Genomic DNA, 15460 nt, shown 5'->3' on the forward strand with positions numbered 1-15460 from the left:
TTTGATTTACACCTGAGTTCGTATGGCTAGAGAATTGTGCTCACATTGTGGCTTTTCAGTTAAAACCTGTTTATGTGATTCAATAAGCATAATCAATAATAAACTAAAAATCATTATATTACGCCACCCTAATGAGGAAAAAATTACTAAAAACACCGCTAATTTACTGAATTTAGGCTTAGAGAATTGCCAAATCATCGCAGGCGAGTCAGAACGGGACTTTTTGCAGCTTGCAACATTACCAAAGGCAACAACAGCGGTACTCTACCCTGCGGATGACGCATTAAATTTAGACGAGCACACTGCCACTACAGATGCTTTCAAACAGTCTTTGACCCATTTAATTGTGATTGATGGCACATGGAAAAAAGCCTACAAAATGCTGCAATTAACCCCAAGCCTCCACGCATTTGAGGCTGTGAGTTTTAAACAGGTACCACAAAACAAATACGTCATTCGCAAAGCGCCACGAGCAGATAGTTTATCAACTTTAGAAGCTGTGGCTCATAGCCTTAAATTAATTGAAGGCCTTGATGTAACGCCACTATATAGATTATTAGCTGCGCTGGTCGATAAGCAAACTCAGCATATGCCAGCTAATGTTAAGGCGCGCTATCTATAATGCGAGTATCAAAACGACTTAGTGCGGGTTTTCATCGTCAGGGACCCGATTATCGCTTTGATGATCAGGTCGATTTTGACGATATTCGGGATACATTTGGCTTTCGTACAATGGTGGTTGGCAATTGGGTCAACAAACAAGAACGTTTATTAGCGGCAAATTTAATTTACGATGCCTTAGCTGATCTTGCGCAAATACTGACTTTACCACCAACGGCAATTGGTCTTAGGGGGAAGCTTAATTTTGCCTTTGGTCATGGCGGCCAAAAAGGTGTGCAGGCTCATTATAATGCCAATAGTCAAACCCTTGCTCTGGCTAAAAATGCCGGTGGTGGCGCACTCGCCCATGAATGGTTTCATGCTTTTGACCACCATATTTGTCAGCATTTGTTTAGCGACAGAAAGAGTAAGCAATTTTGCTCGGCGCTATGGCTCGAACAGTCACCAGATTTAAGTCATCCACTTAATCAGCGCTTAAATGAGTTTTATCATCAGGTATTTTTAGACAACTCAGGTGCGAACCCAAATGAGTTTGTGAAGCAATCTATCGCTTTTGATCAGCAGGTTAAGCAACTTTATATGAGTATGCCTGAAGAACTCGCGGCCCGCTGTTTTGAACAGTGTATTGACAGGCACCCTGATATAAAAAATAGCTTTTTGGTAAGTGGTTTATCAACAAGTGGCTTAATTTACCCAGATGAGCAACATACCATGCGCTGTTTTGCAGCGCTACTTAATTACTTTAATCAATTAGGTTCGCTGTTGCATCAAGACTAATTTCAACTTTCTGCACCTCGTTTATCCAATCTAAATAATCATCTGCACAGAGCGGCTTTGAAAAATAGTACCCCTGCCCAAACTGGCAGCCATAACTCTGTAACATAGCCAGACTTTGCTCATCTTCGATACCCTCAGCTACAACATGCGCCCCTAAAGTAGTGGCTATATCACAGGTTGCCCTACAGATACTTTGATCATTAACCGAAAACGGCAAATTCAATACAAACTGCTTATCTATTTTCACTTCATCAAAGCCAAGCTGACTTAAATAAGCAAGTGAAGAATAACCTGTACCAAAATCATCAATCGCGAGCTTTAATCCGATTAAACGGTAGTCATCCAGTGTTGCTTTAATCTTTTTACTTTCTTCCAAAGTTGCTGATTCTGTAAGCTCTAACATCACTGAGTCAGCCGATACTTTTTGCTCATTTAAAATGGTGATTAAAAGCACCGGTAAGTCTTTATTTAATAGATCTTTTGCTGATATGTTAATGGAAATAACGTGATCGGGTATCAGTTTGCAAAACTTCGCTTGCCACTCAATACCTCTTTCAACAACCCATTCAGTCAACTGATTGATCACCCCTGCTGACTCTGCTATCGGAATAAACACATCAGGGCTTACTGCGCCAAATACTGGATGCTGCCAACGCAGTAATGCTTCACAACCCACTACTTTGCCTGTTTTCAGACATATCTGCGGCTGAAAATGCAAGCTAAGTTGGTTTTCATCAATTGCAATTTTAAGAGCCGCAGCAATAGATAACCTTTGCTCTGAAAGACGCGCACTTTCAGAGTCGAACATACGCCAACGCTCACCTTGTAAACGCTTTTCCGACATCGCTTGTATAGCACATTGAAAAATTTGCTTCGCAGTATTGCCATGCATAGGGTAATACGCAACACCAATATCAACACTGTCGACTAAATTAATCTCTTCATGAGTTAGTCCTTCTTCAAACACGCCATGGATCAAACATGCAAACTGCTCTATGTGACTTAGCTCAAGCTCTCCCATTACTAAACAGCCAAACGTACTGTCATCAACATGAGCGAGCCATGCACTTCTGCTGGCTTGAATTTCGAGTTTCAATGCATTCATACTCTGCAGCTGACTATTTAAAATACTTAATCTTTCATTGATACAAATATTGGCTTGTTCAAAGCCAAAAGTAGAACGTGCATTTGAAAGTACATGAGCCTTAAATAATAAAACTGAAAAGTGTTGTTTCTGCGATACTTTTTTTACAATTTGCGCGATCAAAAATTGTTTATTTGGCAGTCTAGTATCTACATCATGCAGCATCGAATAACTAAATGCTGAAATTTGTTGGCGATCTTTTAACAACAGCACAGAACAAATCGCCAATGAAGTAATAAGCAAAATGGTATTATGAACGTCATGATAACCAATGCCAAAGCCATTCCAGATGAATAAACTAAATACTTGAATAACGATGGTTAAAAGCATAAAAACACGCAGATGAGTACGGTTGTTAATACGCTTAATCAAACTGTAAAAGATTGCTGCAACAAAGCCCAAAAAGCCCAAACAGCTGACTATAAATAGCCACTGACGATTAAATTGAGGCAATATTGATGAGAGCAAGGCCGCAATCAACAAACAAGCCATCATTGCTTGCCAAGCTTTTTTAAACTTAGCTGTGTAAGTATGAATCGCTAAAAAGTGATATAAAAAATAGCTAACAAAGCACAATGCAAGCTCATTAACAGGCCATTTAGCTTCCCAATCTAAGCCGTCAACTAGGTAGCTAATCAGGCCGTTATCAATCAAGAAACCGATACAAACCAGTACAAAGTAAGCACTTAACACCATATATTTTGGTTGCTTCGATACAAAGAAGTACATTGCGCTTACTAAGATACATAAAATAAGTACACCTAAAATAGCACCGTAACCTAAAATTGTTTGGTGTAAGTTGGCTTCAAATACTTTTGCAGCAACAACTCCCACCTCAATGGTCAACGCCCTATCATGCACAAAATTAACCAATGCCCAGCGATGCCCTTGGCCATGCTCAATCAACCAATGAGGGCGAACATTCGATAAGCTTTCTAGTGAAGCAAGCCGCTGATTATTAGTAGCCTGAAAATTTTCATCTAAAAGATAAAATTTAGCCCATGTTAAGTTTGGCTCGCCGAGAAAAACAACATAGTTTTTGTTCTTGGGTAATTGATATAAATCGATGATCAGCCAATGAGATGTTTTTGCTGCAAGGCGAATCGAGCTTGTTTCTAACGCATTTAATTTTTTTGCATTTTGTAACGATGCTTCGAGGGATTGGCTCAGTTTGGCAAGTGGCTGCTCTGAATCAAGCAACCATACAGGCAAATCTTCATTAGCAGCAGAAACAATGCCGCTGTGTAGCAATACACAACACCATAATATGAGCAGCTTTGTAATTATCCGACTGACTTGCTTGCCAATAAAGTGCATTTTAGCTCCGTGCTTTAAACACCAGCTAAAAGTATGGGGGTGATAAGCTTAAATTGCCAATTATAGTTAACTAAATTAGGTAAAAAGTTTGGCAACAAAATATTATGTGGCACTCAAGCCACATAATATACGATTATTTATTATCATCACTGATACGACTTGCAACGGCCGAATTTTGATCTTTATATTTCGCGTCTTTACGGGTGTTATATGGATTTTCTGCAGGGCTTGTCATGGTTTCAAAGCTCATAGCACCAATTTTCATCATCGGACGAAGTGCTAACGGCAATTTGCCTGAGTTATAAAACTCTAAGACAATATTTCCAGACCAACCTGGATCAATACGATGAGCGGTTACGTGTACCATTAAGCCTAAGCGAGCTAATGATGAGCGTCCATCTAACCAACCAACAATATCAGCGGGCAAAGTCACTTTTTCATAAGTGATAGCCAAAGCTAACTCGCCAGGATGAAGGAAGAAAGCTTCTTCTTCTGCAAGCACAATTTCATCACTCATGATTGATTCCATCGCCTTGTTTAGCTGATCTTTTGGACCACTTAAGTCAACATAAGCTGCGGTATGATCTTGAAAGACTCGAAATTTATTGCCCAAACGTAAGTCCACAGTCACACCTGAAATCATTTCTTTACTCGGTGTTGGCTCAATAACAATGCGGCCTTCGTCAATATACTGCTGAATATGGGTGTCTGATAATCTCATTAATTATTCTACCTAAAACAACTTAAACATCTGATTTTAAGCTGAAAAAACACGCTAAGCTTTAAACTAAACACAGCAAAAGTCGCGTGTGTATTAGTAAAGCCAAATGGGGTGGATATAGTGTGACATATATTACACAAATCAACAGCGTGTTGCGCGAATAATTCTCAACAAAATAAGATAAGCCATCTCAGCTAATAACATCAGCTATTTCCGATTTATCTGAACTGCTGAGGTTTGTTTTAATTCCCCGATTACAGGGAGAATGAGGATAAGTTGTTATGGATTACGTTATTTTATCCGTAATAACATTGCCAGCATGCGTTGTCGCAATTTTAATCGCCAAACATTACGCTAAAAAGCACGATTTATGGTATGGCTTTCTCGTTTTTGTAGGTTCACTACTATTAACTAGCTGGTCGGTGGCTGGCTTAGTTGCTAACGAAACTTTCTTTTTTCCGCTACCTTCATTGCTCAGTATTGCCTTTTACTTCTACTGTTTTGGTGAAACCGATATTGTGTTTATGCCAAATTTTTTAATTAATCCTGGCATTGCTATTTTTTGCTATTTTTCTGGTTACTTTTTTTATCGTAATAAACTCTTTTAAAGCCCTGCTATTTTAAATCGATTAGCTTATCTCCATTAGTTTAATAAAAATAAAAGCCGCTCATTGAGCGGCTTTGGTTCTATCAGGGATCATATATTAAAAGCTATAACGGGCACCAATTGTGTAACGAGGTCCGTATTGACGAGCAAATAAGAATTGCTCTTCGTAACGACCGTAGCCACGCTCAGTTTCGTTGTTAAGATTTATACCTTCAAAGAAAACGGTCATGTTTTCGTTAATGTCATAGTTAACGCTTAAGTCCCATTGACCGTAAGTGTCGCCAAACTGTGGCGGCGCATCAGATGAACCTTGTGACTGACCCACACCAATCAAGTACGAATCACGCCATGCGTATGTTACTTTAACTGACAAGCCATCTTTATCATAAAAGGCTTGGAAGTTAGCTGAATCGCTCAAACCTGATAATGGAGCTTGTTGGGTCAAACTATCAACATCAAATTCAACATCACCATCTACAAATGTGGCATTAACACCTAAACCGAAGCCACTTTCACCAAATAAGTGTTGAACAGCAAGTTCAAAGCCATCGACTGATTTGCTGTCGGTATTTTGTGGCTGAGAAATGTTCCATACCATGAGGGGGTCTGAGCTCGTCGGTTCAATAGCGCCATCCGCATTGCCATAACCAAGCGCTAACATTTCATTGAAAATAGCATCACTCGTAGCCTGCTCTCCGCGCGCTTCAACTGACGCTACAGCCTCTTGGTAACGAGGACCATTTAAGATGTCATGTAAACCATCAATCGTTGTTTCAGTAATTTGTGTTTGAATAAAGTTATCAACGTCTTTTTTGAAGTAGCCAAGCGATGCATAGCTACCTTCGCCGTAGTAATATTCAAGCGATAAGTCTAAGTTAGTTGATTCAAAAGGTAAAAGACTAGTGTTACCTTGGCCACCAGTGCGTGAACCCGGTTTAGGACTACCTGATAAACTTCGGCCACCAGCAAGGTTACCAAGCGGTGCACGTGCCATGGTTTTACCCCATGAAACACGCCCCACAAGCTCGTCTGTGATCTCAACTTTTACATCGATATTAGGTAACCAGATATCGTAATTACCTTCTTCTTGATAAAAATTATCTGTGCCACCAGTTTCGTACTGCATAATCCATTCAGATGCACTCACCCAGTTCACTTGGCTTTCAACGCGTTGGCGAACCGTACTGGTTACATCCGTTTCTTCATAACGAAGACCTGCGTTAATCTGAACGAAGTAATTAGCTACATCAAATTCCCACAAGCTGTTCACATAAAAACTTTGCGTTTTCTCTTCTACATAGCTTTCGCTATCGATACCATCAAAGAATGGGTCAATTGAATATTGATTATCACCCAATAAATCTTCATTTAAAAAAGCAAGCTGACGAGCTAACGCCTCTTCAAAGCTATAGGTGTAATAGTAATTTGGCTCAAGGGCACTACCACCACCAGCGAACTGGTCAAGCATGTCACCAGTTTCGTTATAAGTGAACATGCCGTCAGGGAGAATTTCGGTAAATGATGGATTAAAACCCGGACCGCCTCTTAAGCCACTCCAGGCCGTGAAACCACCCATGGTTTGCTTGGTATTCGCCGCCCCAAATTTTACTTTAACTAATGGAATTTCGAAGCTTTCATTAAACCAAGTTGTATGAAGCTGGGCTTGCTCAACCTTAGACTCACCTGGCGAATAACTAAACTGGCTGAAGTTTGAATCAATTTCACTTGGGTCAAGTACTGTTGTGCCGTTGTTCCAGTTAACGTATGCGTGCGGAATTTCACCTGTGCGGTAGTCATATACTTTGCTCTTTAACTGGTCAGAACCAAGGATAATTTGACCGTCTGAGCCTAAACCGTCATCTGCACCATTATCTGTTTCGTTTTTCGAATCATGATAATCGAACTCAACTTCCCACTGATCGTTAATTTGCCACTCTAGGTTTAAACCGATTGAACGCGCTTTAACTTCTGTAGTAACACGGCTTGCAGTAAATGAGCCGTCGTTTCCACTGATATCGGCATAAAGTGCAGTACCATTTTCATCAAGCTCATAGCCATTAATGTTACCACCGAACTCATTCCAGATACCCCAACCTACGGTATTCACACCAGTAATAGCACGGCTTGCTGTGTAATCAACTGTTGCAGTAAAGCTTTCAACTGGCGAGTACTGTAAAGTTACTTGGCCATTAGTACGCTCACGTTCAACATCAGCAATACTGTAGTTCATGTCTTTCGGGAAGAAATGATTACCGACACGGTTGCCTTCGCTATCTAATGGACGCGGGTCAATGTACTCTCCTTCATCAAGAGTTGGTAAATCAACATTAGCTTGCCAACCTTGAATATTGGCACTTTGCTGTTGAAAGTCACGTTCTTGATGTGAGAAAGATGCCGCAAAACCAAATGTATCATCAGCATAGGTATTGCTGTACATCGCTGAAAATTCTGGCGTTACATCATCACCTTTTTCATTTGACGAGTCATGAATAGCTTTAATAGACGAGCTAAACTTTTCGCCTGGGCTATTTAATGGGCGAGTTGTAATAATATTTACAGTAGCGCCTAGACCACCACTTGGTACATCAGCTTGACCTGATTTTGCTACTTCAAGTGCACTTACACCATCAGCGGCAATATTCTCAAGGGCGTATGAACGCGTATAACCCGTGCCTGGCATTTGGCGACCATTAAGCATTACTAGGTTAAACTCAGGGCCAAAACCACGTACCGTAATTTCGCTACCTTCGCCGTTTGAACGACTCACCGATACACCGGTAATACGCTGTAATGATTCAGCTAAGTTAGTATCTGGGAATTTACCCATCTCTTCTGCTGAAATCGCATCAACAACACCTGTTGCATCACGTTTCATATCCATGGCGCGGATCATACTGCCACGAATACCTTTAATTTCGATAACTTCAATATCGTTATCAGCTTTCTCTTGCTCATCCTGTGCATAAGCCGACATAGTGCCTAGCCCTGCGGTTAAAATCATCGCAACTGACGCTGCAAGAGGTGTTTTAATAAATTTTGTGCTTTTCATGATTTACCTGCTTTTGCAATATGTTGTCATGGATACTGGGTGCTGTAATCAGCACCCATCACTTGTTGCCAATGTTCATTACGGGTTTGCAATAACTGCATTATCAATACGGTAAACCGCACCTTCACCCATCCCCCATGACGGGAACACCATAACAACGTCGATTGCACTAATATCAAGACCTGCACTTAGTAGATCAGCAAGTGTATAGGTATACGTTTGCCACTCACCAACTACAGGCTCGACACCTTCTTGGCTTGCACTTAACGCAAGCTCCACAGCTTGAGCTGCATCGTTTGACTCAATTTTGAATAACCACTGAGCATCTTGGTTGCTGGCGTTTGAAACTATTTTCATTTCAAAGCGAACCACACCTTGTGATAATAAGTGTGAAGCATCAAAGCTTACGCCGTCATCAGCTAAGAAGCCCATAACTGTTGGTTGAGCGCCAATTTGAAACTCAGCAACTGAGCCATGTGCTTCGTCGTCAGTTTCAACTGTTGGCGTACTACCTGCACAACAATCCCAAATACTCCATTGGTCAGCTACATTATTAGCAAATAATGTTAGCTCTGACGCAGCCGTATCTTGCTCAGGTGCATAGATGCGGGCATTGTCAACACGGTAAACCGCACCTTCACCTTGCCCCCATGCAGGGAAAATCATAATTACATCAATTGTACTGACATCTAAACCAGCGTTTAATAAGGTGCTAATTGGGAATGTATAGGTTTGCCACTCTCCAGCAACAGGATCAACACCTTCAGCACTCGTGTTAAGGTTTAATTCAACCGCTGTAGCACCTTCATTTGACTCTACTTTTAAAAGCCAAGGTGCATCTGGCGTTGACGATAAAGACGTGATCTTCATTTCAAATTGCAACATGCCATCATCAACTAATGCTGATGCATCAAACTGGCTACCACTACCACCTGATGAAGTACGGTTGATAAAGCCCATTACTGTTGGTTGAGCACCAATAGAGAACTCAGCTGTCACACCATGCTCTTCATCGTCGATTACTTCGACAGGCGTTGAACCGCCACAACAATCCCATAACGGCCAATCAAGGTTCATTTCATCTGCAAATAAGGTTAATGAAGGTAATGTCGTCGTCGCACCATTGGTGATCTCTACGTTATCAACACGGTAAACTGCGCCCTCACCTTGACCCCATGCAGGAAAAATCATAATCACATCAATCAGTGAAACATTTAGCCCTGCATCTGCCAGTGTTTGCAGAGGGAATGTATAGGTTTGCCATTCACCGGCAACTGGACTTACACCTTCAGTACTCGCACTTAGATTTAACTCAACCGCTGTCGAGCCTTCATCGCTCTCAATTTTAAATAACCAAGGTGCATCTGGAGTTGAAGGAAGCGAAGTTACTTGCATGTCAAAAGTTACATAACCGTCTTCTAACATAGCACTAGCATCGAAAGGTGAGGCTTCTCCGTTTTCATCTGTGATAAAAGCATCACGACTAATGAAACCATTTACAGTAGGTTCTGCGCCAACAACAAACTCAACCACATCACCGCGCTCAGCATCTTCTACTAGCGCAGGTGTTGAACCGCCACAGCAGTCCCATGCAGGCCAGTTAGGATTAAAGCTGTTATCAAAAATGGTGAGTGGCGTTACGGTGCCATCACTCGGTGGAGTCGGAGCTGGTGCTGCACCCTGCACAAGTGCATCTTCTGGATTGTCGTAACCAGGACGAACCGTTTCACAGCCTTTGCCTGTGTCTGGGTTTTGCGAACATTCATAAACACGAACATAGTCAACTTCAAAAGTCTGACCATTTTCGAATGCACTAGCATCAATACCTAAAGCATTAACGTTTTCTGGCCAGTCACCGCCCACTGCAAAGTTAAGAATTAAATAAAACTCTTGATCGAATGGGGCTGTGTCCCAATGAGTTTCTAACTCACCCGTTGTTTGATCAAAATACTCGGTATACCAACCCTTATGTTTTAGAGCAAGCGCCTCACCATTTGCATTGTAAAGTAATTCTGATTTGCGCTGCGTGGCATACAAGTAGTCATCGACGTACCAGCGGATTTCACCCTCTTGCCACTCAATAGCATAGGTATGAAAGTCATCAGCAGGGTTTACACCTTGGTCAAATGTGTAAGCTTTGCCGCTTTGATCGTTATTTGGCCACTCTTTACCATAATGAAGTGTTCCGTAGATGTTTGACTCGACACCATCCTCGGTTGGAACTTTCAAGTTAACCGACTCAACAATGTCAATTTCGCCTGAACGAGGCCAGCCACCGTAAACTTCATCGGTTGGCATCATCCAAAACGCAGGCCAAGAGCCTTGGCCACTTGGTAATTTAGCTCTTACTTCAAAGCGACCATATTTAAAATCAGCTTTGTAACGAGTATTAATACGTGCAGACGTATAAGGTTTTGCTGCCCCTTCTTCTGCAGGTAATGCAACAATATTAAGAATACCGTCTGCAACAAAGGCGTTTTCTTCACTATCGGTATAACATTGTTTTTCGTTATTACCACCACCTGCACAGTCTATTTCGAAATTCCATTTGTTGTCATCTATGGCATCGCCGTCAAAGTTATCTTCCCAAACCATAACCCAATCTGAAACTGGCTCAGTCGGGTTTACAGTATCTATTTTTGTATCTGTGGCAGAGCCACCGCAGCCAGCTACAGTCACTACTGAAAGCGCCATTGCTAGTTGTGTTAAGTGTGTTTTGAATTTGTTCATTGCATTGAACCCTAACATTATGTGTTTGTTAGTACTCAACTGATTCATATAGTATTATTTTAATCAGTTAATTGTAAGCGCTTACAAAACAGATTAAATAAAAAGAACCATTAATGTAAGCGCTTACATTAGAGTATGGCATGGTTATTAAAACGTCAATAAATTATTAACAATTACTGCAAATTTTTTGACATTTTTTACGCAAATTTAGGCTATATGCTGCTAAAAGCGTGGTTGGGAGTGAATTTAGTACAAAATAATCAAGTCTTTGTTAATAAGAAAAACCCATTAACAAAATCTTTGCAACAATCAATCTTCAGTAATAACAATTTCAACGGAGCTTGTGTGTGACTGCTGATAATACAAGCTACTAGCAAGTACACGGGCAGCTGTTTTGTATGTTTCACTTATTTGAGCCGCGTTATCTTTCGCTATTAAATTGCCCTGCTCTGAGCTTTCACGAATTTCAATGGCCAACGGAATATTAGCAAGTACAGGCACACCATGGCGATGAGCTAATTTTACGGCGCCATCTTTACCAAATACATGGTTTGGTTGCCCACAATGGCCACACAAGAAGTAGCTCATATTTTCGATTAAACCAAGCACAGGGACGTTTACTTTATTGAACATAGCTATACCTTTTTGTGCATCGGCAAGGGCTAAATCTTGAGGGGTGGTAATGATCACAGCACCACTAGCAGGCACTTTTTGGCTCATCGTCAATTGAATATCACCCGTACCAGGGGGCATATCAACGATTAGATAATCAAGCTCTCCCCAAACGGTTTCGTTCATTAATTGATTAAGTGCTCCTGATGCCATAGGACCACGCCAAACGGTGGCATCATCACTTGGAACTAAAAAGCCGATCGATTGCGCTTTGAGATTATGTGCCTCAAAAGGAAGTAAGTTTTTATTATCCGCTGTTTTAGGTTCAGCTCCTTGCAGACCTAAAAGTAATGGAATAGACGGGCCATAAATGTCGGCATCGAGAATACCTACTTGTGCACCCTCTTGCTCTAAAGCCGAGGCAAGATTCACTGCCGTGGTTGATTTGCCAACTCCACCTTTACCTGATGCAACTAGAACAATATGTTTAATTTGCTTAAAACTATAAGAATTAGGTAATTTGACTTTGGCGCTAATTGACACAGGCACTGATAATTTATCGGCGACAAACTTTTCAATTTCGTTGATTTCACCACAGCCAGCAAAAGGTAGGCTTAGTTTTACTTGCCAGCTTTTATCGCTGTTTTGATTAAGCTCTTCGAGCCAGCTTTGCTCAATACCAATGGCAAATGCGCTACTACGATAGGCGGCGAAGGCATCAATGATCGGTGCTTTTTCAGTCGATTTACTTGAGAATAGTTTTGACAGTCCAAACATAGCAATAAATTAGCGTTTCTTTGATGAAAAGTGCTGCGGAATTATGTAACATTCAAGGCATTAAAACCAGACAATTAGATAATATCATTGCTTTAGGTTGTATATAAGCAACTCACAATGAATTAAATAATGATATTCGTGCATGTTTGCATCGAACTAATCTCAATTCGGAATGATTATGGCACAGCGAAAGATCCTGATTACTAGCGCATTACCTTATGCCAATGGCCCGACTCACTTAGGTCATTTACTAGAATATATCCAAACTGATATTTGGGCGCGTTACCAAAAACAACAAGGTCATGAAACCTACTACGTTTGCGCGGATGATGCCCACGGCACACCAATTATGCTTAATGCGCAAAAACAAGGGATCACGCCTGAGGAAATGGTTAAAAACGTGAGTGTTGAGCGTCAACGCGACTTTGCTGATTTCAACATTGAATTTGATAACTATCACAGCACGCACAGTGAAGAGAATCGTCACTTTAGTGAATTAATCTACAATCGTTTAAATGAAGCGGGTCACATTAAAAAGCATACTATTTCTCAACTGTTCGACCCAGAGAAAGGTATATTCTTACCAGACCGCTTTGTAACAGGTACTTGCCCTACGTGTAAGTCAGAAGATCAAAACGGTGACAGCTGTGATTCTTGTGGTGCTACTTACAGCCCAACTGAGCTTATCAACCCACGTTCTGTAATGTCGGGTGCTGAGCCAATCTTAAAAGATTCTGAGCATTACTTCTTCGATCTTCCAGCTTTTGAAGACATGCTTAAAGAGTGGTTACACTCAGGTACGATTCAACAAGAAATGGCGAACAAGTTAGATGAATGGTTTGCAGATGGCTTACAGCAGTGGGATATCAGCCGTGACGCACCTTATTTTGGCTTTGAAATCCCTGGTGCACCGGGTAAATACTTCTACGTATGGTTAGATGCTCCAATTGGTTACATGGCGAGCTTTAAAAACTTGTGCGATAAAAAAGGTATCGATTTTGATGCATTCTGGAGTGAAGACTCAGATGCAGAGCTTTACCACTTCATCGGTAAAGACATCATCTATTTCCACAGCTTATTCTGGCCGGCAATGTTAGATGGCGCAAAATTCAGAAAGCCAACAAACGTATTCGCCCACGGTTTTGTGACAGTAAATGGCGCAAAGATGTCTAAATCAAAAGGCACCTTTGTTAAAGCGCGTACTTACCTTGATAACCTAGACCCTGAGTATCTTCGTTATTACTACGCAGCAAAACTAAACAACGGCATCACTGACCTTGACTTAAACCTTGAAGACTTTGCACTGCGTGTAAACTCTGACTTAGTAGGTAAAGTTGTTAACATCGCAAGCCGTTGTGCAAGTTTCATCACCAAGAAATTTGACGGTAAGCTTAGCGACATAGTGATGGATGAAGCACTGTTAGGTGAGTTCCAAGCGGCTTCGGCAAGCATTGCAAATCACTATGAAAACCGTGATTACAGCCGTGCAATTCGTGAAATCATGGCCCTTGCTGATAAAGCAAACCAATTTATCGATGCTAAAGCGCCGTGGGTGTTAATTAAAGACGAAACAAAACAACAAGAAGCACACGATGTATGCTCTCTTGGTTTAAATATGTTCCGTGTACTTATCACTTACTTAAAACCAGTTCTTCCAGGTATGGCTGCTAACGTAGAAGCCTTCTTAAACGACGGTTTAACATGGCAGGGTGCGCAAACAGCGCTTGTAGGTCACGCAATTAATAAATTCAAACCGTTAATGCAACGTGTTGAAATGGATAAAGTAAATAAAATGATTGAAGAATCTAAAGAAAGCCTAGTTGCTGAAAAAGATAAGATTGATCCAAACAGCCCACTAGCAAAAGAGCCAATCAGCCCAGAAATCGAATTTGATGATTTTGCGAAAGTTGATTTACGCGTAGCAAAAATTGCTAAAGCAGAACACGTTGAAGGCGCAGATAAGCTATTAAAACTAACCTTAGATTTAGGTGGCGAAACGCGCCAAGTATTCGCAGGTATTAAATCTGCGTATGCACCAGAAGACATTGAAGGCAAACTAACGGTAATGGTAGCGAACCTTAAGCCTCGTAAGATGCGTTTCGGTATGTCTGAAGGTATGGTATTAGCGGCAGGTCCTGGCGGTAAAGAAATTTATATTCTTAACCCAGATGAAGGCTCAGAGCCTGGCATGCGCGTAATGTAATTGCACAATTACTAGCTACTAAAAAACCGTTGTGTTTTAGGCACAACGGTTTTTTTATGTTGAATGTATGGTTATGAACTTGGGCATGCCGGGTGCTCAGTCAGTACTTGAGTAATTATTTGCCCGAACTGCTGGTGTTGTTGCTCTGTGATAGCAAAAGCAGCATTGTAAGCGAGAGTGTCAGCAAGCTCACCGGTTACTACTTCATAAAAGGTCATTGCGGTAAGTAAGTGCCCTGCATCTGAAGCATGATTACCATCGGCACTGTAAAAATTCAGATCTGGTAATGCAGCTATTGCTTTGTCCCAAACTAAACCGACAGGTGCAACACAGCTTGTTTCTTTTTCGCTAATAGACAAGTGTAATTGATAGACAAGCTCCCCTTCTTTGCTGTCACCTCGCTGTGGATGCTCAGGAAATAAGATGGGTGTGATATCCAGCTCTTTCGCACTTGCAATCAATCGCTCTGCCTCACTCGTAGAATAGTTAACAGAGCCAGACTGAGAATATTTCTGACCTTGAAAAATAGCATGACTCCAATTGTCTTGCTGTAGCTTTTCAACATTGCCCGATTCGTTAACTATCTCATCTAAAAAGCGACCACTGACGGTAAGGGTTGATACTTGAGCGTTGGTTAACTCACTTGAAATGAGCTGTTCAAGCAAATCCCCTAATTTAGCGCTATGGCTATTACCGTAAATAATAACTTTATAGTCAGCACTACCACTGTTATCGACTAGCCCAACAGTTGTATCTGGGGTGGAGCTGTCAGGCTCATCGACTTTTGTAGTTTCGCTTTTTGAGCTTGAACCACATGCAACGAGACTAAATGAAATGACTAGTAACAAATAGCATCGAATTAACCTAGCAAGCTTATCATTGATCATATTTAACCTTTTTGG

The 15460-nt window shown here is 41.2% G+C and carries 10 protein-coding genes; 4 read left to right on the forward strand and 6 right to left on the reverse strand.

Going from position 1 to position 15460, the window contains the following annotated elements; all coding sequences use genetic code 11:
- The first annotated feature begins 22 nt into the window (after positions 1-22).
- Complete coding sequence (locus EVU92_RS14030; protein ID WP_130051742.1) at positions 23-622, forward strand: tRNA-uridine aminocarboxypropyltransferase; 600 nt, start codon at positions 23-25, stop codon at positions 620-622.
- Complete coding sequence (locus tag EVU92_RS14035) at positions 622-1398, forward strand: CLCA_X family protein (RefSeq protein ID WP_130051743.1); 777 nt, start codon at positions 622-624, stop codon at positions 1396-1398. The genes EVU92_RS14030 and EVU92_RS14035 overlap by 1 nt, the downstream gene beginning before the upstream one ends.
- On the opposite strand, the gene EVU92_RS14040 is transcribed toward EVU92_RS14035, so the two are convergent.
- Complete coding sequence (locus EVU92_RS14040; protein WP_130051744.1) at positions 1364-3859, reverse strand: EAL domain-containing protein; 2496 nt, start codon at positions 3857-3859, stop codon at positions 1364-1366. The two genes, EVU92_RS14035 and EVU92_RS14040, sit on opposite strands and share 35 nt — an antisense overlap.
- 133 nt (positions 3860-3992) lie before the next feature.
- Complete coding sequence (gene dcd / locus EVU92_RS14045) at positions 3993-4580, reverse strand: dCTP deaminase (RefSeq protein ID WP_130051745.1); 588 nt, start codon at positions 4578-4580, stop codon at positions 3993-3995.
- A 281-nt stretch (positions 4581-4861) separates the two neighbouring features.
- On the opposite strand from dcd, the gene EVU92_RS14050 reads away from it, so the two are divergent.
- Positions 4862-5188 carry a hypothetical protein gene (locus tag EVU92_RS14050; RefSeq protein ID WP_130051746.1) on the forward strand — a complete coding sequence of 109 codons (327 nt, stop codon included), beginning with the start codon at positions 4862-4864 and terminating at the stop codon, positions 5186-5188.
- A gap of 96 nt (positions 5189-5284) precedes the next feature.
- On the opposite strand, the gene EVU92_RS14055 is transcribed toward EVU92_RS14050, so the two are convergent.
- From EVU92_RS14055 to apbC, 3 genes are all read right to left on the reverse strand, one after another.
- Positions 5285-8236 carry a TonB-dependent receptor gene (locus tag EVU92_RS14055; protein WP_130051747.1) on the reverse strand — a complete coding sequence of 984 codons (2952 nt, stop codon included), beginning with the start codon at positions 8234-8236 and terminating at the stop codon, positions 5285-5287.
- A gap of 78 nt (positions 8237-8314) precedes the next feature.
- The gene (locus EVU92_RS14060) at positions 8315-10966 is read right to left on the reverse strand and encodes a glycoside hydrolase family 16 protein (RefSeq protein ID WP_130051748.1); all 2652 of its coding nucleotides are present in this window, start codon (positions 10964-10966) and stop codon (positions 8315-8317) included.
- Between the two features lie 309 nt (positions 10967-11275).
- On the reverse strand, positions 11276-12355 hold the full coding sequence (gene apbC, locus EVU92_RS14065; RefSeq protein WP_130051749.1) for an iron-sulfur cluster carrier protein ApbC: 1080 nt from the start codon (positions 12353-12355) through the stop codon (positions 11276-11278).
- Positions 12356-12533: 178 nt separating this feature from the next.
- Between apbC and metG the strand changes: the two genes are divergently transcribed.
- A complete protein-coding gene (gene metG, locus EVU92_RS14070) occupies positions 12534-14558 on the forward strand; it encodes a methionine--tRNA ligase (RefSeq protein ID WP_130051750.1) in 2025 nt (674 codons plus the stop codon).
- Between the two features lie 71 nt (positions 14559-14629).
- Here metG and EVU92_RS14075 read toward each other — a convergent pair whose 3' ends face one another.
- Positions 14630-15445, reverse strand: a complete 816-nt coding sequence (locus EVU92_RS14075; protein WP_130051751.1) for a hypothetical protein — start codon at positions 15443-15445, stop codon at positions 14630-14632.
- Between the last annotated feature and the right edge of the window lie 15 nt (positions 15446-15460).

This window comes from Pseudoalteromonas sp. MEBiC 03485, assembly GCF_004195145.1.
Classification (GTDB): Bacteria; Pseudomonadota; Gammaproteobacteria; order Enterobacterales; family Alteromonadaceae; genus Pseudoalteromonas; species Pseudoalteromonas apostichopi.